This window comes from Nocardioides sp. JCM 18998, from assembly GCF_055391535.1.
In genome coordinates this window covers 2,655,163-2,675,899 of record NZ_AP043886.1, presented here as the reverse complement: position 1 = coordinate 2,675,899, position 20,737 = coordinate 2,655,163, and the positions used below count along the sequence as shown (strand labels likewise).

The 20,737-nt window shown below is 71.1% G+C and carries 20 protein-coding genes; 4 read left to right on the top strand and 16 right to left on the bottom strand.

Going from position 1 to position 20,737, the window contains the following annotated elements; all coding sequences use genetic code 11:
- Positions 1 to 25 precede the first annotated feature (25 nt).
- Positions 26 to 709, bottom strand: a complete 684-nt coding sequence (locus ACZ5L9_RS12485) for a ferritin-like fold-containing protein (RefSeq protein ID WP_464528138.1) — start codon at positions 707 to 709, stop codon at positions 26 to 28.
- A gap of 129 nt (positions 710 to 838) precedes the next feature.
- On the opposite strand from ACZ5L9_RS12485, the gene ACZ5L9_RS12480 reads away from it, so the two are divergent.
- Positions 839 to 2,320, top strand: coding sequence for a DEAD/DEAH box helicase (locus ACZ5L9_RS12480; protein WP_464528137.1), 1,482 nt, complete (start codon positions 839 to 841; stop codon positions 2,318 to 2,320).
- 149 nt (positions 2,321 to 2,469) lie between these two features.
- Here the strand turns inward: ACZ5L9_RS12480 and ACZ5L9_RS12475 are convergent, their stop codons facing one another.
- Positions 2,470 to 3,210, bottom strand: coding sequence for a L,D-transpeptidase (locus ACZ5L9_RS12475; RefSeq protein ID WP_464528134.1), 741 nt, complete (start codon positions 3,208 to 3,210; stop codon positions 2,470 to 2,472).
- A complete protein-coding gene (locus ACZ5L9_RS12470; RefSeq protein ID WP_464528132.1) occupies positions 3,207 to 3,995 on the bottom strand; it encodes a ParA family protein in 789 nt (262 codons plus the stop codon). Before ACZ5L9_RS12470 ends, ACZ5L9_RS12475 begins: the two co-directional genes overlap by 4 nt.
- Positions 3,996 to 4,034: 39 nt before the next feature.
- Here ACZ5L9_RS12470 and ACZ5L9_RS12465 point away from each other — a divergent pair, with 39 nt between their 5' ends.
- Complete coding sequence (locus tag ACZ5L9_RS12465) at positions 4,035 to 4,823, top strand: SDR family NAD(P)-dependent oxidoreductase (RefSeq protein ID WP_464528129.1); 789 nt, start codon at positions 4,035 to 4,037, stop codon at positions 4,821 to 4,823.
- A 3-nt stretch (positions 4,824 to 4,826) separates the two neighbouring features.
- Here ACZ5L9_RS12465 and ACZ5L9_RS12460 read toward each other — a convergent pair whose 3' ends face one another.
- The 4 genes from ACZ5L9_RS12460 to ACZ5L9_RS12445 form a co-directional block, all read right to left on the bottom strand.
- On the bottom strand, positions 4,827 to 5,432 hold the full coding sequence (locus ACZ5L9_RS12460; protein ID WP_464528128.1) for a MarC family protein: 606 nt from the start codon (positions 5,430 to 5,432) through the stop codon (positions 4,827 to 4,829).
- Positions 5,429 to 6,322, bottom strand: a complete 894-nt coding sequence (locus tag ACZ5L9_RS12455) for a PHP domain-containing protein (protein ID WP_464528126.1) — start codon at positions 6,320 to 6,322, stop codon at positions 5,429 to 5,431. Before ACZ5L9_RS12455 ends, ACZ5L9_RS12460 begins: the two co-directional genes overlap by 4 nt.
- A 25-nt stretch (positions 6,323 to 6,347) precedes the next feature.
- Complete coding sequence (locus ACZ5L9_RS12450) at positions 6,348 to 6,899, bottom strand: DUF6758 family protein (RefSeq protein WP_464528123.1); 552 nt, start codon at positions 6,897 to 6,899, stop codon at positions 6,348 to 6,350.
- A gap of 73 nt (positions 6,900 to 6,972) precedes the next feature.
- The gene (locus tag ACZ5L9_RS12445; protein WP_464528120.1) at positions 6,973 to 7,527 is read right to left on the bottom strand and encodes a histidine phosphatase family protein; all 555 of its coding nucleotides are present in this window, start codon (positions 7,525 to 7,527) and stop codon (positions 6,973 to 6,975) included.
- A gap of 145 nt (positions 7,528 to 7,672) precedes the next feature.
- Between ACZ5L9_RS12445 and ACZ5L9_RS12440 the strand changes: the two genes are divergently transcribed.
- Positions 7,673 to 8,845 (top strand): MFS transporter, encoded by a 1,173-nt coding sequence (locus ACZ5L9_RS12440; RefSeq protein WP_464528118.1) that lies wholly within the window; start codon positions 7,673 to 7,675, stop codon positions 8,843 to 8,845.
- A gap of 30 nt (positions 8,846 to 8,875) precedes the next feature.
- Here ACZ5L9_RS12440 and ACZ5L9_RS12435 read toward each other — a convergent pair whose 3' ends face one another.
- Positions 8,876 to 9,934: a MaoC family dehydratase gene (locus tag ACZ5L9_RS12435; protein ID WP_464528116.1), complete on the bottom strand. Its 1,059-nt coding sequence runs from the start codon at positions 9,932 to 9,934 to the stop codon at positions 8,876 to 8,878.
- Between the two features lie 87 nt (positions 9,935 to 10,021).
- On the opposite strand from ACZ5L9_RS12435, the gene ACZ5L9_RS12430 reads away from it, so the two are divergent.
- The gene (locus ACZ5L9_RS12430; protein ID WP_464528113.1) at positions 10,022 to 11,107 is read left to right on the top strand and encodes an endonuclease/exonuclease/phosphatase family protein; all 1,086 of its coding nucleotides are present in this window, start codon (positions 10,022 to 10,024) and stop codon (positions 11,105 to 11,107) included.
- Between the two features lie 13 nt (positions 11,108 to 11,120).
- Here ACZ5L9_RS12430 and ACZ5L9_RS12425 read toward each other — a convergent pair whose 3' ends face one another.
- The 8 genes from ACZ5L9_RS12425 to ACZ5L9_RS12390 all read right to left on the bottom strand — a co-directional run bounded on the left by ACZ5L9_RS12425 (position 11,121) and on the right by ACZ5L9_RS12390 (position 20,723).
- Positions 11,121 to 12,284 carry a hypothetical protein gene (locus tag ACZ5L9_RS12425; protein WP_464528110.1) on the bottom strand — a complete coding sequence of 388 codons (1,164 nt, stop codon included), beginning with the start codon at positions 12,282 to 12,284 and terminating at the stop codon, positions 11,121 to 11,123.
- Positions 12,281 to 13,063: a sulfotransferase gene (locus ACZ5L9_RS12420; RefSeq protein ID WP_464528107.1), complete on the bottom strand. Its 783-nt coding sequence runs from the start codon at positions 13,061 to 13,063 to the stop codon at positions 12,281 to 12,283. The genes ACZ5L9_RS12425 and ACZ5L9_RS12420 overlap by 4 nt, the downstream gene beginning before the upstream one ends.
- 32 nt (positions 13,064 to 13,095) lie before the next feature.
- Positions 13,096 to 14,166, bottom strand: a complete 1,071-nt coding sequence (locus ACZ5L9_RS12415; RefSeq protein ID WP_464528104.1) for a hypothetical protein — start codon at positions 14,164 to 14,166, stop codon at positions 13,096 to 13,098.
- An 11-nt stretch (positions 14,167 to 14,177) separates the two neighbouring features.
- Positions 14,178 to 15,197, bottom strand: coding sequence for a hypothetical protein (locus ACZ5L9_RS12410; RefSeq protein ID WP_464528101.1), 1,020 nt, complete (start codon positions 15,195 to 15,197; stop codon positions 14,178 to 14,180).
- 148 nt (positions 15,198 to 15,345) lie between these two features.
- Positions 15,346 to 16,539: an acyl-CoA dehydrogenase family protein gene (locus tag ACZ5L9_RS12405; protein ID WP_464528097.1), complete on the bottom strand. Its 1,194-nt coding sequence runs from the start codon at positions 16,537 to 16,539 to the stop codon at positions 15,346 to 15,348.
- A gap of 96 nt (positions 16,540 to 16,635) precedes the next feature.
- Positions 16,636 to 17,571 carry a glycosyltransferase family 2 protein gene (locus tag ACZ5L9_RS12400; protein WP_464528095.1) on the bottom strand — a complete coding sequence of 312 codons (936 nt, stop codon included), beginning with the start codon at positions 17,569 to 17,571 and terminating at the stop codon, positions 16,636 to 16,638.
- Positions 17,571 to 18,599 carry a hypothetical protein gene (locus ACZ5L9_RS12395; RefSeq protein WP_464528092.1) on the bottom strand — a complete coding sequence of 343 codons (1,029 nt, stop codon included), beginning with the start codon at positions 18,597 to 18,599 and terminating at the stop codon, positions 17,571 to 17,573. Before ACZ5L9_RS12395 ends, ACZ5L9_RS12400 begins: the two co-directional genes overlap by 1 nt.
- Positions 18,600 to 18,632: 33 nt before the next feature.
- A complete protein-coding gene (locus tag ACZ5L9_RS12390; RefSeq protein WP_464528090.1) occupies positions 18,633 to 20,723 on the bottom strand; it encodes an RCC1 domain-containing protein in 2,091 nt (696 codons plus the stop codon).
- Between the last annotated feature and the right edge of the window lie 14 nt (positions 20,724 to 20,737).

Here is a 20,737-nt window from a genome sequence, read left to right as displayed (position 1 = left end):
CGTTGCGGCGGAACGCCGCCACGCCTCAGTGCTCGAGGCCGAGCTTGCCCATCCGCTCGATGTGGTGCTGGGTGATCCGGCCGAACATCTCCGCGATGCTGGCGAGGTCGAGCGAGCCGATCACGTCGCCGGCGAGGACGTCGGAGAGCGAGTCGCGCTCCGCGGCGACGTGCTGGGTCTGGGTGAGGGCCTCCCCCATGATCCGGCGGCCCCACAGCGCGAGCCGGCCGGCGATCAGGGGGTCGGCGTCGATGCCGGCGCGGACCCGGTCGACGACGAACTCGCTGCGGTCCTCGACCAGGGTCGACTCGATGATCCCGCGCGTCTCCGGGTCGAGGTGGACCGCGAACTCGCGGTAGAAGTCGCGGACCAGGTTGTCGCCGACGTAGGCCTTGACCAGCGACTCCCACCAGTCGGCGGGGGCGGTGTAGGAGTGGAACGCATCGATCGGCACCTGGAACGGCGCCATCGCCTCGTCCGGGTCGGCGCCCAGGTCGCGGAGCGCGTCCATCATCGGAGCGACCTTGGCGAACTGGGCATGGGCGAGCTGCAGCAGCTCCACCTTGTCGCTCAGCGACGGGGCGCGGCCGGCGTCCTCGCTGAGCCGCTCGCAGGCGGAGATCTCGCCGTACGCGATCGCGCCGAGGAGGTCGACGATCGCGGCGCGGTAGCGCGGGTCGGTCAGGTCGGGAGCCACGGATGCAACCACGTGAGCACCCTACCGATATCCTGGGCCCCGACTGTATGTGCGCGGCACTGTGCTTTCCCTGACGGTTGGAAGACCCACGGTCGAGACGACAGAGCCGCTCCCGCCAAGCGAAAGCGACATCTGAAGATCATGACCACCTTCCGTGACCTCGGCGTCATGCCCGAGATCTGCGACGCCCTGGACTCCAAGGGCATCAGCGAGCCCTTCGCCATCCAGGAGATGACCCTCTCGGTCGCCCTGCAGGGCACCGACCTCATCGGCCAGGCCCGTACGGGCACCGGCAAGACCCTCGCCTTCGGCATCCCGGTGGTGCAGCGCACCGTCGCCCCGAGCGACCGCGACTACGTCGACATCCCGCAGGGCAAGCCGCAGGCCCTGATCGTCGCCCCGACCCGTGAGCTCGCGCTCCAGGTCTACGGCGACATCACCCTCGCCGGCTCGAACCGCGGCATCCGCACCCTCGCCGTCTACGGCGGCACGCCGTACGAGGGCCAGATCGACGCGCTCGAGACCGGAGTCGACATCGTCATCGGCACCCCGGGCCGCCTCATCGACCTGGCCAACCGCAAGGTCCTCGACCTCTCCCACGTGCACGCGCTGGTCCTCGACGAGGCCGACGAGATGCTCGACCTGGGCTTCCTCGAGGACATCCAGAAGCTGATCCGGCTCACCCCGGAGACCCGCCAGACGATGCTGTTCTCGGCCACGATGCCCGGCCCGATCGTGGCGCTGGCGCGCACCTACATGCGCACCCCGATGAACATCCGCGCCGAGTCCTCGTACGACACCTCGATGGTGCCCGCGACCGCGCAGTACGTCTACCAGGCCCACGACCTGGACAAGCCGGAGATGATCGGCCGGATCCTGGTCGGCTCCGAGGGCGTCGACAAGGTCGTCGTCTTCGCCCGCACCAAGCGCCAGGCACAGCGCGTCGCCGACGACCTGGTCGACCGCGGCTTCAACGCCGGCGCCCTGCACGGCGACATGGCGCAGGTGGCCCGCGAGAAGACCATGCAGCGCTTCCGCGACGGCAAGGTCCAGATCCTGGTCTGCACCGACGTCGCCGCCCGCGGCATCGACGTCACCGGCGTCTCGCACGTCATCAACTACACCACCCCGGACGACGAGAAGACCTACGTCCACCGGATCGGCCGTACGGGTCGCGCCGGCGCCTCCGGCATCGCCGTCACCCTGGTCGACTGGGCTGACCTGGTGAAGTGGAAGCTGATCAACAAGGCGCTCGACCTGCCGTTCGACGACATCGCCGAGACGTACTCCTCCTCGGAGAACTTCCTGCACGACATGGGCATCGCGAAGGGCACCAAGGGCCGGCTCAAGAAGTCCGAGCCCGCCCCGCGCGCCGACCGTCCGGCCTCCAAGGACGGCGAGAAGTCCGAGCGCGCCCCGCGCAACCGCTCGCGCAGCCGTACCCGCTCGCGCGGTGGCGAGGTCGTCGGTGGCGAGGGCGCTGCCGAGGCTCCGGCCGCGGTCGCCAGCGCTCCGGCCGCCGAGGGCGCCGAGGGCGAGGGCGACAAGAAGCCGGCCCGCCGTCGTCGCCGCCGCTCCTCCGGCTCGAAGCCGGCCGGCGAGGCCGCTCCCGCCGCGGAGTAGCTCGACTCGGCCCTCCGGCACCGCCGCCTCGGCCCTCCGGCACACGTGAAGGTCCGCCTCGTCATCTACGGGGCGGACCTTTCATGTGCGTGGCGGCCGAGTCACGCGTGCGCGCAGGCCGAGTCGGCTGTGTCTGAGGCCGAGTCGGCTCAGGCGACGACGACGACCTCGGTGCCCACGTCGGCGAAGTCCCACATCGCGATGGCGTCCTCGGTCTTCTGCCGGATGCAGCCGTGGCTGAGCCGCTGGCCGAGCTGCGCGATGGTCTGCAGCGGCTTGCCGTCCTTGGTCGGGATCGAGTGGAAGCCGATCGAGGCGCCGTTGTCGGTGCCGTGGGTGAACCGCACGAAGTACTGCATCACCCCGGAGTCGTCGATCCCGACGGCCCAGCGGGACTTGCCGTAGACGTGGTAGGTGCCGGGGAGCAGGTTGTCCTCCGTGCTGCCCGAGGCGAGGTACGTCCGCTCGACGTGGTCGTCCTTGTCGACGATCCAGACCCGCTGCTCGGTCTGGGAGAAGACCGCGCGTCGCCCGCTGCCCGAGTCGGCCGGAAGCGCCGTGCTGTCGGCGCTGTCGGCGCTGTCGGCGCTCTGCGAGGAGGGGTCGGCGCTCTGGCTCGCGGACGTCGAGGTGCTCGCCGACGCGGTCGCGCCGCCGCTCGCGGGCGTGGTGGACGACGAGGCCGACGGCGTGGTGGGGGGCGTGTCTGCCACGGCCCGCCCGACGGCGGCCGCGGCGCCTGCCGGGTCGCTCGCAGCCGAGGGGTCGGCGGAGGATCCGGAGAGGAATCCGAACCCGGCCAGCACCGCGACGATCGTGACCACGACCGCAGAGCCCAGAAGCCCGATCCGCGCCCAGCGGGGGCGGATCTCGGCGCGATGCCTGCTCACGTCGTCCGGCCTCGCGCGGCCCGATCCACGAGGTTGCCCGCGACCTCGCGGTAGGCCTGGGCGCCCTTGCTGGTTCGCGAGGTCGCCAGGATCGAGCGACCGGCGGCCGGAGCCTCGGCGAACTTGATCGTCTTCGGGATCGGGGGCTCGATCACGTCGAGCCCGTAGGTCTCCGAGATGGTCTCCAGGACCGTGCGGGCATGGGTCGTGCGGCCGTCGTAGAGGGTCGGCAGCACGCCCCAGACGTCCAGAGAGGTGTTCGTGAACCGACGGACGTCGTGGACCGTGTCGAGCAGCTGCCCCACGCCGCGGTGGGACAGCGTCTCGCACTGCAGCGGGATCAGCACACCGTCCGCCGCGGTGAGCGCGGCGACGGTCAGCACGCCGAGAGACGGCGGGCAGTCCAACAGGATCCAGTCGTAGCCGGGAGCGCCGTCCTCCGACATCGCCTCGAGCACCGAGCGGAGCACGTGCTCGCGCCCGGTACGGGTCAACAGGTCCGCCTCGGCCCGGGCCAGCTCGATCGTGGCCGGCAGCAGGTGCACGCCGTCCTCGGTCTCGTAGATGACCTCGCGCGGATCGGTGCCCTTGGTGAGAACGTGGTGCACCGACAGCTCGACGTCCTCCGGGTCGATGCCGAGGGAGAACGTGAGGCAGGCCTGCGGATCGAGGTCGACCAGCAGCACCGAGTGTCCGAGCTCGGCGAGCGCGGCGCCGAGGGAGGCGACGGAGGTGGTCTTGGCGACGCCGCCCTTCTGGTTGGCGATCGCGAGCGTGGTGGTCATCGGGGTCCATCATGCCCGACGACATGCGAGAGTTGCGGTATGTCGACGACACCCCGTCCCACGCAGGGCACCGCCCTCGTCACCGGCGCGACGGCCGGCATCGGCCTGACGTTCGCGCGCCAGCTCGCCGCGCAGGGGTACGACCTGGTGCTGGTGGCCCGCGACAAGGGCCGTCTCGACGAGGTCGCGGAGGAGCTCAGGACGGCGTACGGGAGCACCACCGAGGTGCTGTCGGCCGACCTCGGCGACCGCGCCCAGCTGGCCACCGTGGAGGCCCGGGTCGCGGACCTCGCACGGCCGATCGACCTCCTGGTCAACAACGCCGGCTTCGGCCTCAAGGACCGCTTCCTCGACAACACCGCCGACGAGGAGGAGCAGATGCTCACGGTGCTGGTCACCGCCGTCCTGCGTCTCTCACACGCGGCGCTCGGCGTGATGTCGGCACGCGGCGCCGGCGGCATCATCAACGTCTCGAGCGTGGCCGCCTTCCTCCCTCGCGGCACCTACAGCGCCGCCAAGGCATGGGTGAACAGCTTCAGCGAGTGGGCCTCCACCGAGTACGCCTCGCGGGGCGTGCACGTGATGGCGCTGTGCCCCGGCTTCACCAGGACGGAGTTCCACGAGCGGATGGGCCTGGGTGAGGACCACGGCTCCGCGCCGGCCTGGATGTGGCTCGACGTGGAGGAGCTGGTGTCGACAGCGCTCAAGGACTACCGCCGGAGGAGGACGTACTCGATCCCGTCCGCGCACTACAAGGTCATCGTCGGGATCACCCGGGCGATCCCGCGCGGCGTGCTGCAGCGGTTCCAGTCGCTCGGCCGCAGGTGAGCCTCAGGCCGATGCGATGAACGCCAGCACGGCGTTCTCGACCATCTGCACCGCGATGGCCGCGAGCAGCAGGCCGGCGATCCGGGTGACCAGCATGACGCCGCTCTCCCGGATCAGCCGCAGGATCGGCAGCGAGTAGCGCATCACCACCCACAGCACGAAGTGGACGCTGACGACGGCGATCGCGACCGCGAGGAAGTCACCGAAGTCGTCGACGTCGCGGGAGAAGACCATCGTCGCGGCGATCGCGCCGGGGCCCGCGAGCAGCGGGGTGCCGAGCGGCACCATCGCGATGTTGGTGTCGCCGACGGCGGTCTGCTCGCCGTGGGTCCCGGTCAGCAGCTGGAGCGCGACGAGCAGGAGCAGCAGGCCGCCCGCGCACTGCAGCGACGCCACCGAGATGCCGAGGTAGTCCAGGATCGCCTGGCCGAAGAAGGCGAAGACCGAGATCACGCCGAACGAGACGACCACGGCCTGCCAGGCCGCCTTGCGCGCGGTCGCCGCCGAGCGGCCCGACGTGAGCGACAGGAAGACCGGCACCGTGCCGACCGGGTCCATGATCACGAAGAGCGTGACGAACGACGACGCCAGCAGCGACGAGTTGATCATCCCTGGTCCTCCGCGGGCAGCGCCACGGAGGGCGTACGGCGCCCGCTGGCAGCGGACGCCGCTGCGGCCCGCTCCAGAAGTCGGCGCAGCTCGGCCGGATCGGTCGTGTTCACCCCGAGAGGGTGCCCGGTCTTGCCGGTCCCGTGGTAATCGCTGGAGCCGGTCGCGACCAGGCCGAGGTCCGCGGCGACGGCCCGCAGCTCGGTACGGGTGGCGGCGTCGTGGTCCTGGTGATCGACCTCGATCCCGCTGAGTCCCATCTCGGCCAGCGCGGCGAGCTGCTCGACCGACGGGGAGCGGTGGCTGCTGCGGCCCCAGGGGTGGGCGATCACGCTCGCCCCGCCGGCCCGGGCGAGCAGCCGGACCATCTGCTCCAGTGGCGCGGCGTAGCGGTCGACGAACGCCGGCCGCCCCCAGGCGAGGTAGCGCTCGAACGCCTCGTCGCGATGGGCGACCACGCCGAGCGCGACCAGTGCGTCGGCGACGTGCGGCCGCCCGGTGGCCGCCGCGTCGGTCGACTGGGCGTACACGTCGGCCTCGGTGATCGCGACGCCCGCCTCCTGCAGCCCGGCGACCATCGCCGGCACCCGCGCCGAGCGGCCGGCGAGGATCCGGTCGAGCTCGGCGACCAGCTCGGGCAGGGTCGGGTCGAAGAGGTAGCCGAGCAGGTGGACGCTTCGGCCGTGGTGGTCGGTGCTGATCTCGATGCCCGGGATCACGGTGATGCCCAGGCGCTCCCCCGCAGCGAGCGCCTCGGCCCAGCCGGCGGTGGTGTCGTGGTCGGTCAGCGCCACCACGTCGAGACCGTCCGCGGCTGCGGCCGCGACGAGCTCGGCCGGCGAATCGGTGCCGTCACTCACCCGCGAATGGGTGTGGAGGTCGATGCGCACGCAGCGAGACTATCGAGGGCGTTGCTCACCAGCGCGGGTGCCCGGCGTCGAAGGGGAGCTCGACCAACGACATCCCCAGCCCGGACACATCTCGCAGCTCCCAACCGTCCTGCAGCATCAGCATCGCCGCCGCCGGGCGCGCGATGAGCCACAGCCAGCGGCCCGCGGCCTCGCCGGCGAGCACGGAGCGGTCCCACTCCCCCTCCGCGGTCGCGACCGACACCGGCCACAGCGAGACCAGCAGGCTGCCGATCCTGATCCGGGCGGCGGGCGGCTCCTCGCCGAGCCCGGGCCCCGGGTCGGCGCCCTCCGTACCGGCGAAGCGGGCCCCCAGGCCCACGCCGGCCTCCTCTGAGACGAGCAACAGGTCGACCGGTCCGTCCACCTCGCTCGGACCGGAGACGACGGTCAGCGTCGCGCCGGGTCCGATCCGGTCCGCGGCGACCCCGAAGTCGACGATCGACCAGCCGGGGCGCAGCGGCCACGGGACGTACGTCGGCAGAGCGCCGGCCCGGTCGAGATGGCTGACGAAGCTGTCGTAGGACACCTCGTCGGGGCGCCACAACTCGTGCGACATGCCCTCCACGGTGTCCCCCGCGACCGCGCGGGTCAAGGGTTGACGGGCGGCCGCGACCGGCCGGCCCGGGGAGTCAGCTGTTCCAGGTCAGCACGGCCGCCTGGCCGCGGTCGTCGCCGAGGATCGAGAGCGTCGCGGTGCCGAGCACGAGGAAGCGCCCGAAGGAGACGGGCTCCTCGACCCAGCGGGCGGCGAGCGCACGCAGGCAGTGGCCGTGCGCGAAGGCGAGGACGTCGCCGTCGCAGGCCTTTGCCCGAGCGATCACCCGGTCGAGCCGGCGGGCGACCTCGTCGGCACTCTCGCCACCGGGCGTGTGGCCGGTCCAGATCGACCAGCCCGGGTCGCGCTCACGGATCTGGACGGTGGTGATGCCCTCGTAGTCGCCGTAGCCCCACTCCACCAGGTCCTCGTCGACGACCGCGTCGGGGAACCCGGCGAGCTCGGCCGTACGGCGTGCCCGCTGCAGCGGTGAGGTGATCACCGACGCGAACGTGTGCCCGGCCAGGCGCGCGGCCATCCGGCGGGCGTCCTCCTCGCCCTCGGGAAGGAGCGGCAGATCCGTGACGCCGGTGTGGCGCCCGTTCTTGCTCCACTCGGTTGCGCCATGACGAACGAGGTAGAGGCTCATACCCGGACTCGCTTCGCTCCGTGCGGGCACGAGGCACCACGAGACGGCACTGGACTGTTCACTCGCTGGCGCTCGCTCACGCAGGTGAGTGTGCCAGCAGCGCGTCTGCCTGCCGAAAGGCGGTCACTGCTGCCACCATCTGCGCATGGCCCTCATCGACACCGCGCTCGCCCGGTCCCGCCGTGCCGCGCAGGTCGCCTTCGCGACACAGGGTCTGATCTACATCAGCCTGACCGCGCGGCTGCCGCGCTTCCAGGACCACTGGGAGATCTCCGATCTGACGCTCTCGCTGCTGCTGCTGATGATGGTGCTGCTCGCCGGCGTCGGCTCGGTGCTCGTCGAGACCCTCGCCAAGCGACACCCGAGCGCACGGCTGCTGCGGATCGGCCTGGTCCTGATCGCCATCGCCGTCCCGGTGATCACCACCGCGCCGCAGATGGGGTTCTTCATCGCCGGGATGGCCGTCTACGGCGTCGGGCTCGGGGCGGTGGACGCCGGCACCAACATGCAGGCGGTCGCCCTCGAGCACGCGTACGGACGCACGATCCTGCCCTCGTTCTTCGGCGCCTGGACCCTGGGCGGCGTCATCGGCGCCGCGCTGGCCCTGGCGCTGGGCGACACCCCGCTGTGGACCGATGCCTTCCTGCTGGTGGTGCCGCTGTTCGCCGCGACGCTCCCGCTCCTGCCCCGCGCGGGCGCGGTCGTGACCGCGGACCTCGAGGACGTGCCATGGCGCCCGATCCTGCTGGTCGGCCTCGGGATGGTGCTCTTCTACATGGTCGACACGGCCGCGCAGACCTGGGGCCCGAACTATCTCGACGACGTCTTCCCGACGCCGCACCGCCTCGTCGCGTTGGCGACCTTCCCCTACCTGATCGCCTCGCTGGTGATGCGGCTGGCCGGGGACCGGCTCGTCGCACGGTACGGCGCGGTGCCGGTGCTGCGGATCGGCTCGCTGGTCGGCTGCGGCGCGCTCGCGGTGGTCGTCTTCGCGCCGACCTGGCCGATCGCGGTGCTCGGGTTCACCGTGCTGGGTGCCGGCGTCGCGGTGATCGCGCCGCTCAGCTTCTCGGCCGCCGCCCGGATCGCGGGCGGCGACCGGACCCGGATCGACACCGTGATCGCACGGTTCAACCAGTTCAACTACGTCGGCGCTCTCTTCGGTGCCGTCCTCACCGGGGTGGTCGGCTCGGGCAACCTGCGGATCGGCTTCGCGGTGCCGATGGTGCTGATCCTCGGGATGCTCCCGCTGGCGCGCGCGTTCGCACCCGGCGGGGCCCCGTCCGACGAGGTCAGGGCGGCGCCATCCGGCCGCTGACCTCGCCGGTGGCGAAGGATCGGACCCGCCTCATCGGGGCATGAGCGCCCAGAGGTCGAGGTCGAGAAGCACGCCGGGGGCGTACTTCCCGGCCCCTCCTGAGCCTGTCGAAGGGTCCTCGGTGCGCAGCGTCATCGACTCGTCGCGGCCCTTGGTCGCGACCAGCCGCAGCCGCACCGCACCCACCCCGGGCGCGGACGTCTCGGCCTTGTCGAGGACCTCGCTCCAGGCGTAGACCGTGTCGCCCGCGAACGCCGGAGCGACGTGCGAGCCGGCGTTGATCGCGGCGACGAGCTGGGCGTTGGCGAGACCGTTGAAGGAGAGCGCACGGGCCAGGGAGATGACGTGACCGCCGTAGACCAGGCGGTTGCCGTCGGGACGGACCTCGGTGTTGAAGTGCACCTTGGCGGTGTTCTGCCACAGCCGGGTGGCCAGCATGTGCTCTGCATCGGTGATGGTGACGCCGTCCACGTGGTCGATCCGTTCGCCCACCCGGTAGTCGTCGAAGCGGTGCTCCTCGCCGGCGGCGGCGAGGTCGTAGGCGCTGAAGTCGAGGCCCGCCGGGATGACCAGGTCGCCGGCCGCCACCGCCGGCGCCAGCTCGGGGACGACCGTCTCCGGCGCGGGGGCCTCCGCGGAGCGCTTGTGCACCATCACCCAGCGACACCACTCGACCGCGATCTCACCGCGCTGGTTGGTGGCCGTCGAGCGGACGTAGACCACGCCGGACCGGCCGTTGGAGTTCTGCTTGAGGCCGATGACCTCGGACGTGGTGGAGAGCGTGTCGCCCGGGACGACGGGCCGGTGGAAGCGGCACTCGGCGTACCCGAGGTTGGCGACCGCGTTGAGCGAGATGTCCGGCACGGTCTTGCCGAACGCGATGTGGAAGCCGATCAGCTCCTCCACCGGGTGGGCGGCCAGGCCGACCGAGGCGGCGAAGGCCCGCGACGACGGGACCGCGAAGCGGGTCGGGTAGAGGGCGCCGTACAGCGCGCGGTCACCCTCGGTGACCGTGCGTGGCGTGGCGTGCCGGATGACCTGGCCGATCGAGAAGTCCTCGAAGAAGTTGCCTGCGTTCGTCTTGCTCACGGGCGCCAGATTACCGATCGGTAACCGGCGCGGCCAGGCCGCTCACGATGTGAGGACTCCCACCGGGCCGCGTCTAGACTCCGACCCGTGAGCCAGCCCGACGACCGTCCTCCCGTCGGGGGCCCGGACCGGGCCACAGTGATCATCACCGTGGCGATCGTGGTGACCCTGTGCGTCATCGGCGTCGCCGTCTACCTGTCGAACGACGACTCCGGCCAGCGCGCGGCACTGCGGGACATCCCGTCGGGCAGCTCCTCGCCGACCTCGATCGTCGAGGGCCCGACGCCGACGTCGTCGCCCACCGCCAGCCCGGACGGCTCGCCCGTCCCGAGCTCCGCCACCACCGTGCCCTCCGGCACCGCGGACCCGACGCCGAGGCCCTCGTGTGTCGCGAAGCCGACCGTGCACGCGCTGCGGGTGGTCACCTTCAACATCCACTCCGCGCTGCACGGCAAGCAGGTGATGATCGACCAGATCGCCACCGAGCTGGCCCGGCTGAACCCCGACGTCGTGCTCCTCCAGGAGGTGGATGCGCACCGTGGCTACAGCGGCTGGGTCGACATGCCGGCCGTGCTGAGCAGCGCCTTGAGCATGACGTACGCCTTCGGCGTCAACGTCGTGGGCCACACCACCAGCCACGGGCAGAGCCAGTACGGCACCCTCGTGCTGGCCCGCTTCCCGATCCTGAGCAAGAGCAACACCCCGCTGGTCAACGAGGGCGGGCTGCAGCAGCGCGGCCTGCTCAAGGTCGTCCTCGACGTCGACGGCACCTCGGTGAGCGTCTACAACACCCATCTCGAGAACAACACCGGCAGTGGCTCCCACGTCGACCTGCGGACCCGTCAGGCGCAGCAGGCGGCCTCGATCATCGCCGAGGATCCCAACCCGGTGATCATCGGCGGCGACTTCAACTCCGGCCCCGGATCGGCCGCGATGAACGCGCTGGCGCGGGTGGTCAGCGACCCGTGGAGCCAGGTCGGCATCGGCAGCCCGAACTCACACGCCGCACCCCACCCGACGATCCGGATCGACTACCTGCTCAACCGCGGCACCGCCCTGAAGCCGGTCCAGGCCCAGGTCGGCTCGACCGCCGTCTCCGACCACGAGCCGGTCATCACGGACTACCAGCTCAGCGGCACGAAGCTCGTCGGGGACTGCGTCCACCGCTCCTGATCGGCAGCCGCGATCAGCGGCCGCCGCGCAGCCGGCCGCGCAGGCCTCGGGGCGCCTCGAGCTCGGCGACCCGGGCGGCGAGCGCGTCGCGCTCCGCGATGAGGGTCTCGCGCTCGATGTTGCGCTCGCTCAGCTCGCGCCAGTGCCGCGCCGCGAGGTCGGCGAGGGCGTTGACGGCCACGTCGTTGACCTCGAGGTCGCTGACGCCCGCCGGACCGGTCTTCACGTCGGCGGCCGGGACCAGGTCCGCGGCGTCACCGATGATGTCCACGCCGAGGGCCTTGACCGCGTCGAACTGCGCCTGCGCCGCCTCGATGCACCAGGCCACGTCCTCGGCCGGGATCCGGATCGACTCGCGCTTGCGGCGCATCAGGCTGCCGCGCGTGAGCCACTCGCGGACGCCGAAGCGATAGTCGGTCTCCAGATCCGGGAGCCGCTCGCCGAGCGCGATGTTGACCCGCCGCAGCAGCTCCGCCTGGTCCAGGGAGATCGAGGCGTTGATGTCGCCGGTGGGGACCTTGAGCACGGCCGGGTCGATACCGATCAGCTCGCAGAAGAGCTGCATGAGAGAGCCCTCCGTACGCGAGGACGGCGGCACGGCGACCACGTGGATGCGGTCGGCGGACAGGTGCCGGCCCCAGCGCTCGAGCAGCACCGGCAGGTCCTGACGCATCATGAACAGGTCCGCCGAGGGCGTACGGTCGCGGATCGCGTCGAGGAAGTCACGGTAGGAGACGTGCTTGCGCTCCTTGACGTCCTGCTGCCACTCCGAGGGGATGGTCAGGCCCCAGTGCCGGGCGGTGACGACGAGGTGCACGTCGTACCCCTTCTCGACGAGGGGACCGATCATCAGGTCGGCGATCTGCTCGGGCAGCTCGGCGAGGTCCTCGAGGGTGACCAGGTGGCGCGACTGCGGCGCGTCCTCGATCCGCTGGATCATCCCGGCGACGCCGTCGCGGGCGGGCTCGATCGGGCCGCCGGCGACGAACTCCTGGAACGGCGTGAGCTGTCGCTCCACCTGCCCCTTGCGGGTGGTGTACGCCAGGTGCAGCCCCTGCGCCTCCAGCTGCGGCACCGACTCGCGCAGCGCCTTCTGCAGGAATGACGTGCCGGACTTGCGGGTGCCGATGTGGAGGAAGACGGTCTGGCGATCCGGGGTCGCGGCCGTGTCGGTCATGAGGTGGTCTCCTGGTCGTCGGTCCGGCTCGCGCCGAACGGGAGGGGGCCATGCCCGGTGCCGAGCACACCGCGCAGTGTCTCGAGCAGCTCCGGGGAGCACTCGCCGGTGACGAAGGTCGCCAGCTTGGTCAGCTCCGCGTCGGAGACGCTCGTGTCCTTGTTGGTGATCGCCTCGAAGCGCAGGTCGACGACCCGGTCGGGGCGGGTGGAGCGCAGGTAGGCCTGGATCTCCAGCACCCGGCTGATCTGGCGCAGCGCCTCGTCGTGCTCGACACGCTGCCAGAAGCCGGAGCCGGCCGCACGCTCGGGGTCACGAGTGTTGAGGACGTACTGAGCACCTGGGAAGACCTGCTCGAACCAGGCGAAGAAGGCCTCGGTCTCCTCGGGCTCGATCTCGTGCCAGAGGACCTCCTTGAAGCCCAGCCGGTCGTAGTGGCGGCCACCGCGCAGGCCCAGCAGCATCTGCTTGGTGAGCGCGCGCGTGCTGGCGACGAAGCCGGCGTTCGCGAGCAGGTGGGCGCCGTAGAACGCCGAGGTCACCTTGCGGGGGCGGTGCGCGAGATGGCGCTGCCCGAAGGAGACCGCGGCCTCGGCCGCGCGCCACTGGTGCAGGATGTAGAAGCCGTTCTCGCCGCGCACGAGGGTGCGCGGGAGGTCGTTGAGCAGGCCCTGGACGAGGGTCGAGCCGGTCCGGCCGTAGGTCACCACGAACACGTACTCGTGGTCGTCGGCGAGCAGGTCCTCGGGCAGAGCGCGCAGGTCGAGATCAGGTGGCATCGGGGGCATCCTCTCAGAAGTCGGCGGACGGCTCATGCATCGGCGGGGCTGCCGTCGTCCTCGACGGGTCCCGTGGCCGGCGGCAGCGGGCCGCCGAGCTCGCGCTCGATGTTGCGCTGCGCGATCCGCGCCAGGGCGTAGACCGCGGCGTCGAGCTGGGCCTGGAGCGACACCCGGTCGCCGCCCACGCCACTGGTCGAGACGGCATCGAGGTCCTCGAGGTCGCCGATGACCCGTACGCCGCTCCCCCGCAGTCGCTCCTTCATCCCGGCGGCCTCCTTGCGCAGCCACCGCGGGGTCCGCAGGCCGAGCGGCTCCTCCTCGCGGCGCCGGCCGGTGAGGATCGACTTGGCGAGCCCGAACTTCAGCTCCTTGGAGTACTGCGGCCACGGGATGGCGTAGCCGTCGAGCGCCTCGTTGACCCGGCGCATCACCTGGACGGAGGCGGCGCCCAGGGACTCGTTGGCAGCCGGCGTCGGCGGGCAGGCCTCGGGCGGCAGCCCGATCGCCTCGCAGAACCGCAGCCACAGCTCCTCGCTGCCGGCACCGGGACGCGGGACGGTCACCACGGTGACGTTCTCGGGCCCGAGCACGCGGCACCAGCGATCCACGATCCCGAAGGCGCCCTGTTGGCGCCAGAACATCCGGCCGGCGGCGCCCTCGCGCGACCTGACGCTGCGCAGGTAGTCGCCCCAGCCGTGCGTGCGCCCGTTCTTCACGTTCTCCTGCCACATCGCGACCACCGTGCGGCTCAGGTCGCGGACGGTGAGCACCATCTCGACCCTCGTATCGGGGAACGCCGCGACGATCCGCTCGATGTGCTCGGCGGTGGCCGGGCCGAGGAACTCCATCGAGATGACGACGGTGCCCTCGCATGCGCGGATCTCGTCGGCCATCCGCTCCCAGGCGCCCTCGAACTCCCCGCGGGCGCGACGCTTGGTGCCGAGCAGGTCGCTGACCGCGACCACCTGGTCGTGCCAGTTGCGCCCGGCGAAGGAGAAGCCGTGGGCCGCCAGCCCCTCCGGCGCGCGGACCAGGCGATGCTGCACGTACGTGGTCCCGGACTTCATCAGACCTGCGTGCAACACCAACCGTTCAGCCACGAGTGCAGACCCTAGCCGGAAACCGCACCCGCCCCGAGGTCGCGCAGGTCCGGGTGGCGCGCCACCGACTCGATCAGCGCCGCCGTCGCGGCCCGCGCAAGGTACTCGGAGTCCACCTCGGCCGGCTGCACACCGGCCACCTCCACCGGCTCGAGATCGGCCAGGTCGCCCACGACGCGGATGCCGAGCGAACGGACCGATGCGGTGGTCGCGTCGGTCTGCCGGCGCACCCAGTCCTGGACCGCGAGGCCGAGGCGGGGCTCGTCGGCGGCGAGCCGGGCCAGGGCGGTCTTGGCGATGAAGCGCTTGCGCAGCTCCCGGCCTTCGACGCCCACCACTCCGAGGTCGCGCAAGGCGGCGTTGAGGTCGCGCAGCACCAGGATCGAGGCGAGACCGAGCGAGACGTTGGAGCGCATGGCGCCGACGGGCGCGGCCTGCACCGGGGCACCGGAGGCGAGCGCGAACCGCTCGGCCAGCACCGACGGAGCCGCGCCCGGGCGGGGCACCGTCACCAGCGTCACCCGTTCGGGGCCGACCCGGCCGACCCAGTCGGCGAGGATCCGGGCGAGGTGCTGCTGGCGCCAGAACGTGCCGCCGGGGGTCTCCTTGTCCCGGATGCCGCGGGTCGTGCCGGGAGCGGTCTCGTGCGCGCCGGCCAGGTAGGACTCCCAGCTCCAGCTACGGCCGTTCTGGATGGTCTCCTGCCACATCGAGACCAGGGTGCGGTTGAGGTCGCGGGCGGTCACGACCACCTGCACCTCGATGCCGCGCAGGCTGTCGAGAATGCGCTGGGCGGCGGCGTCGGCGGCGGGCCCGAGAAATTCCTGGGACATCACCGCGACGCCGCGATGGGCGCGGATCTCCTCGACCAGCTGCTCCCAGCGCACCCGGTCCCCGACGGCGACCAGCGCGGAGCGCACCGCGGAGGCCTGCGCGCCGGGAGCCCGACCGGGCACCAGCACGCCGGCCTGCGCCAGCACCGTCCTCTGGGCATGCAGCAGGGTCTGCAGGTACGTCGTACCCGACTTCATCGTCCCTACGTGCAAGATCAATCGCTCCGCCACAGAAGCGGAAATTAATCTGACTGGCTATGCGTAGCCGGTGAGGAGCCCCAGAGGGGCCCCGGAGTGCATCCCGGAGTGCATCCCGGTGTGCATCCCGGTGTGCATCAGGAGTGCGTCAGGCCTTGTACTCCTTGAGGAGCTGGCGCCCGATGATCATCTTCTGGATGTCGGAGGTGCCCTCGCCGATCAGCATGAACTTGACCTCGCGCATGAGGCGCTCGATCTCGTACTCCTTGGAGTAGCCGTAGCCGCCGTGGATCCGGAAGGAGTCCTCGACGACCTCGTTGGCGTACTCGGAGGCGAGCATCTTGGCCATGCCGGCCTCGACGTCCATCCGCTTGCCGGTGTCCTTGAGTCGCGCGGCGCGGACCATCATGGCGTGGATGGTCTCGACCTTGGTGGCCATCTCCGCGAGGCGGAACAGCACGGCCTGGTGCTCGGCGATGACCTTGCCGAACGTCTTGCGCTGCTGGGCGTAGCCGATCCCGAGCTCGAAGCCGCGGATCGCCAGGCCGCAGGCGCGGGCGGCGACGTTCACGCGACCGACCTCGACGCCATCCATCATCTGGAAGAAGCCCTTGCCCGGCTCACCGCCGAGGATCTGCTCCGCGCCGATCCGGTGACCCTCGAGGATGAGCTCGGTGGTCTCGACGCCCTTGTAGCCCATCTTGTCGATCTTCCCCGGCACGGTGACGCCCTGAGCGGTCTCCCCGAAGCCGGCCTCCTTCTCGACGAGGAAGGTGGTCATGTTCTTGTAGACCGAGTCCGAGCCCTGGTCGGTCTTGGTCAGGAGGGCCACGAGCGTCGAGGAGGCGCCGTTGGTGAGCCACATCTTCTGACCGGTGATGCTGTACGAGCCGTCGTCCTGCTTGGTCGCCTTCGTGGAGACGGCCGACACGTCGGACCCGAGACCCGGCTCCGACATCGAGAACGCCCCACGGACCTCGCCGGTGGCCATCCGGGGCAGGTACTTCTGCTTCTGCTCCTCGGTGCCGTGCTGCATGAGCAGGTAGGCCACGATGAAGTGGGTGTTGATGACGCCGCTGACGCTCATCCAGCCGCGGGCGATCTCCTCGACGACCAGTGCGTACGTCAGGAGCGACTCCCCCAGGCCGCCGAACTCCTCGGGGATCGTGAGGCCGAAGACGCCGAGCTCCTTGAGCCCGTCGACGATCTCCTGGGGGTAGGTGTCGGAGTGCTCGAGGTCCTGGGCGACCGGGATGATCTTGTCCTCGACGAACTGGTGGACCGCGGCCAGGATGTCCTGCTGGATGTCGGTGAGACCTTCGGTCTGCGCCAAGCGCGTCATGCTCTTGCTCCTCCTCGGCTGGTGGTTCCGGCGATCCTACCGGCCAGTAGCATTCGGCCGCCTGAGACAAGCCTCACACCCGGTCGCGGAGTCCGGCTAGAGCGCTCCGCGGAGTCGGGCCGGGATGCGGACGACGGGCTGGTCGCGCAGTGCGATGAGCTGTCCGATCCGGGGAGCGCGGTAGAGCGTCCGCTCGTGCAGGACCAGCGCGTCGAGGTCGAGGGCGGTGGTGTCGATCTCGGTCGCAGCCGCGATCGCCTCGGGCGTGGCGGCGGCGCGCAGCGCTCCGACCAGCTTGTTGCCCGGCTGGCTCCAGCTCGACTTCCCGGCGCGGCCGTCGGCCTGGTTGGCGCTGTGCCGCTCGCCTCCGATCGCCTTGAGCCGGTCGCGGTCGGCGAACTTGAGGTGCAGCAGGTAGAGATCCGGCGCCACCCGGTAGCGGCCGTGGATGCCGTGGGAGGAGTCGGCCCACGGTGCGGGCACGCGCTTGATCGACGGCTTGCACATCAGCGGCGAGAGCGAGGCGTACGAGCGCTGCGCGAGGATCGGCCGGCTCAGGTCGAGCGGCGCCTCCCCCTCGAGGTCGTGCACCAGGTTGAGCCCGACGGCGCCCACGATCTCCTCGTCACGGTGCGCGGCCAGGAACGCCGGCAGGTCCGCGTACCGCGTCGGGTCGGGAACGAGGAACTCGTCGACGTCGACGAAGACCACGTAGTCGTAGACGGCGAGCAGGCCGGCAGCCACGTCGCTGACCAGCGCGATCCGGGCCCGCTCGAAGCCGGCCCCGCCCGGGAATCCCGGGATCCGGTGGACGGCGTGGCCGGCCGCGCGGGCGGCCTCGGTGGAGCCGTCGGTGGAGTTGTCGTCGAAGATCATCAGCGCGTCGGCGCCGACGTGGCGGGTGTAGTGCTCGCACCACAGCCGCAGCATGTCGCCCTCGTTGCGGGTGACGGTGACGACCGCGACGGTGGGGCGCTCCCCGAAGGTCGGCTCGGTCGCCGTACGGGCGCGCTCGCGACGGCCGAACCGCATCACTGCTTCACCTGCGGCTTGCCGGGGCGGTGCTTCTTGAGCTCGGCGGTCAGGTGGATCAGCCCGTCGATGGCGGCGTCGAGCTCGTCGTCGGCGCTGACCTGCTTGGGCTGCACGCCACGGACCCGCTGCGGGGTGAGCTCGGCGAGGTCCCCGATGACGCGGTAGCCGGCGGCGCGCAGCGCGTCGCGCTGCTGCTCCCCCATCTTGCGGGCCCAGCGCGCGTCGAAGCCCAGCTTGGGCTCGTCGTCGCGGTGCACCAGCCCGCCCTTGGCGAGGCGGTGCTTGACCAGGCGGAGGTACTCCGGGCCGAGGTCGCCGCCGCGCTGGGCGCGGTAGCGCTCGTTGAACCGTCGCAGGACCATCGCGCTGGCCAGGCCGAGCCCGGGGTTGGCGCGGACGTCGAGCTGGACGTCGGCGACCGTCACCCCGAGGATCTCGGTGAAGCGGTCCCACAGCTCCCGCGACGGGGCACCGGGCAGCGGCACGGTGACGAGGGTGAAGCGGTCACGCCCGACGACCGAGCTCCAGCGCTCCGCGATCGCGGGCAGGCTCTGGTGGCGGTGGAAGTCCTTGCCCGCCGGACCCTCGCCGCTGCGGACGCCGCGGAGGAACTCCTCCCACGTGTCGGTGGCGCCGTTCTGGGTGGACTCCAGCCACATGGCGGGGATGGTGCGGCCCAGGTCACGGACCGTCATCACCACGTCGATCTCGGCGTCGCCGAAGGAGTCGCAGATCAGCCGGATCTGGTCGCTGTTGCGCGGCGCGAGGAACTCCATCGAGATGACAGCGGTCTGCGGCCACTCCCGGATGCTCGCCGCGAGCCGGTGCCACGGACCGTCCTCGGCGAGCCCGTCGGGCGTGTTGTCGGCGAGGTCGCGGACGGCATCGACCTGGTCGCGCCACCGCGTCCCTGCGAACAGCACACCCTGCTCGGCGAGGGCCTCGCGGTTCGCGCCCAGGACGTTCTGGAGGAAGCTGGTCCCGGACTTCATCGAACCGATGTGCAGGATGACCCGTCGAGCCACGCGGATCCTTTTCGCTAGGAGAAACGGCTCCGATTATGACAGATGGACCGAGGCGTACTGGACGTAGTGATCGGTCGCGTTGCCCACCAGCGGGGTGCGGGTCTGGCTGTAGCCGGACCACTGCACGCCGTTGGATCCGAAGAGCCAGTCGATACGCTGGTTGACCGGCGGCTTGCACACGCCGCCACGCATGATCCGGCCGTGCTGGGGGCTGCGCAGCGAGGTGTTCTGAAGCACCGTGCAGAACGCCTTGGCCTTCTCGTTGAAGTCGCCGACGAAGAAGAACGGCAGGCCGTTCTTCGTGTAGCGCTGCACCTTCGCGACCTCGATCTTCATCGCCTGGTCGCGCTTGCGCTGCTGCGCCTTCGACTTCCACGGCGGGTTGTGGACGTCCAGCACCCACATCTGTCGTCCGGTGAGCTTGCTCTGCAACAGGACGAGCGGGCGCGGCATCGTGTTCTGGATGTACGGCGTCAGGAAGTGCTGGGTGCGCAGCGCGGTGAAGGCGGACGTGCGCCACAGCAGCGCCGCCTCGGTCCAGCGGCTGCCCTGCTCGGGGGTGGCGTAGGACGACAGCTCGCCGTGGCTCGCCTTGAGGATCCAGGCCAGCTGCTGGGCCTGGGCCTCCTGGGTCCCGATGACGTCGAGGCCGAGCAGGTCGATCGCCTGGGCGGTCCACTCGGCGCGGATCCGCGACGGTGCGCGGTAGTCCTCGTCGGTGCCCGGCTGGGTGTGCTGGTCGCCCAGCAGGTTGAAGGTCGAGAGCCGGAAGTCGGTCGGACTGCCCGGGGCCATGGTGTACGACGTCGGGTTCGGCGTGACCGGGGCGGTGGTCGTGGGCGCGGCGCTCGGGGTCGTCGTGACGCCGGCCGTGGCACTGGCCGTGACGGACGGGCTGGCCGGGCTGGTCACGTCGGCGCGGGCGGCCGTACGGGCTCCGATGACGACTCCCGGCGCGAGCGGGTAGGCGGTGTCGGTCACGGTGCCGTTGCCGAGCTGCCCGTTCTCGTTGTCGCCGTAGCAGGTCACCGAGCCGCCGGCCTTGAGGTCGCAGGTGGAGAGCCAGCCGGCCGAGATGGCGGTGACGCCGGTGCTGCGCACGACCGGTGTGGTGTGGATCAGGGTGGAGGCGTCACCGATCTGGCCGTAGCCGTTGTAGCCCCAGCAGGACACCCGGCCGCTGCTGTCGAGGACGCAGGAGGTTCCCTCGCTGACCGCGACCTGGCGGGCGACCACGGAGGTGGCGACCTGGACCGGGACGGCGCTGGAGGTGCGGGTGCCGTTGCCCAGCTGGTACTCGTTGTTGTTGCCCCAGCACCAGACCTGACCCGTACGGGTCACGGCGCAGGTGTGGCTCCACGTCGCCGCTACCCGCGACCAGTCGGTGCGGGTGCCGACGCGCACCGGCCGCGAGGCGCTGGTGTAGGTGCCGTTGCCGAGCTGACCCCACTGGTTGCCGCCCCAGCACCACAGCGAGCCGTCGAGCTTGACGCCACAGGTGTTCCAGCCGCCGATGGCGACCTGGGCCCAGCCCTGGCGACCCTTCACCGGCTGCGGCTTCACCGCGTTCTTGTGGTTGCCGGTGCCGAGCTCGCCCTCGCGGTTGTGGCCCCAGCAGGTCATCTTGTGGTTGGTGTGGATCGCGCAGCTGTTGTACCAACCGGTCGCGACCGAGGCGTACCGCTTGGCCTTGAAGACCTTGACCCGCTTGCTGGTCGCCTTGGTGTTCCCGTTGCCCAGAGCACCGAAGCGGTTGAGACCCCAGCACTGCAGCCGGTGGTTGGTCGTCACCGCGCAGGTCTGCGGGCCACCGGCCGAGACCTGGGCCCAGTTGCGCGCCGCGCCGACCGCCACCGGGCTCGCGGCGTCGGAGCCGCGCGCGCCGGTGAGCTGGCCGTAGGCGTTGTCGCCCCAGCAGGACAGCGTGTTCGAGGTGGAGATCGCACAGCCGTGCTGACCGCCGACCGAGAGCTGGCGGACAGGCGCCGCGGTGTTGACCCGGTGCTGGGCGGCGACGGTGATCCGGGCCGGGACGCGGGCTCCGGAGGAGGCGCCCTCGACAGCCACCAGGAGCCCGAGAGCGACGAGAAGACTCGTCAGGATGGCGGCTGCGCGCTTGTTCACCAGAGAACCTCACC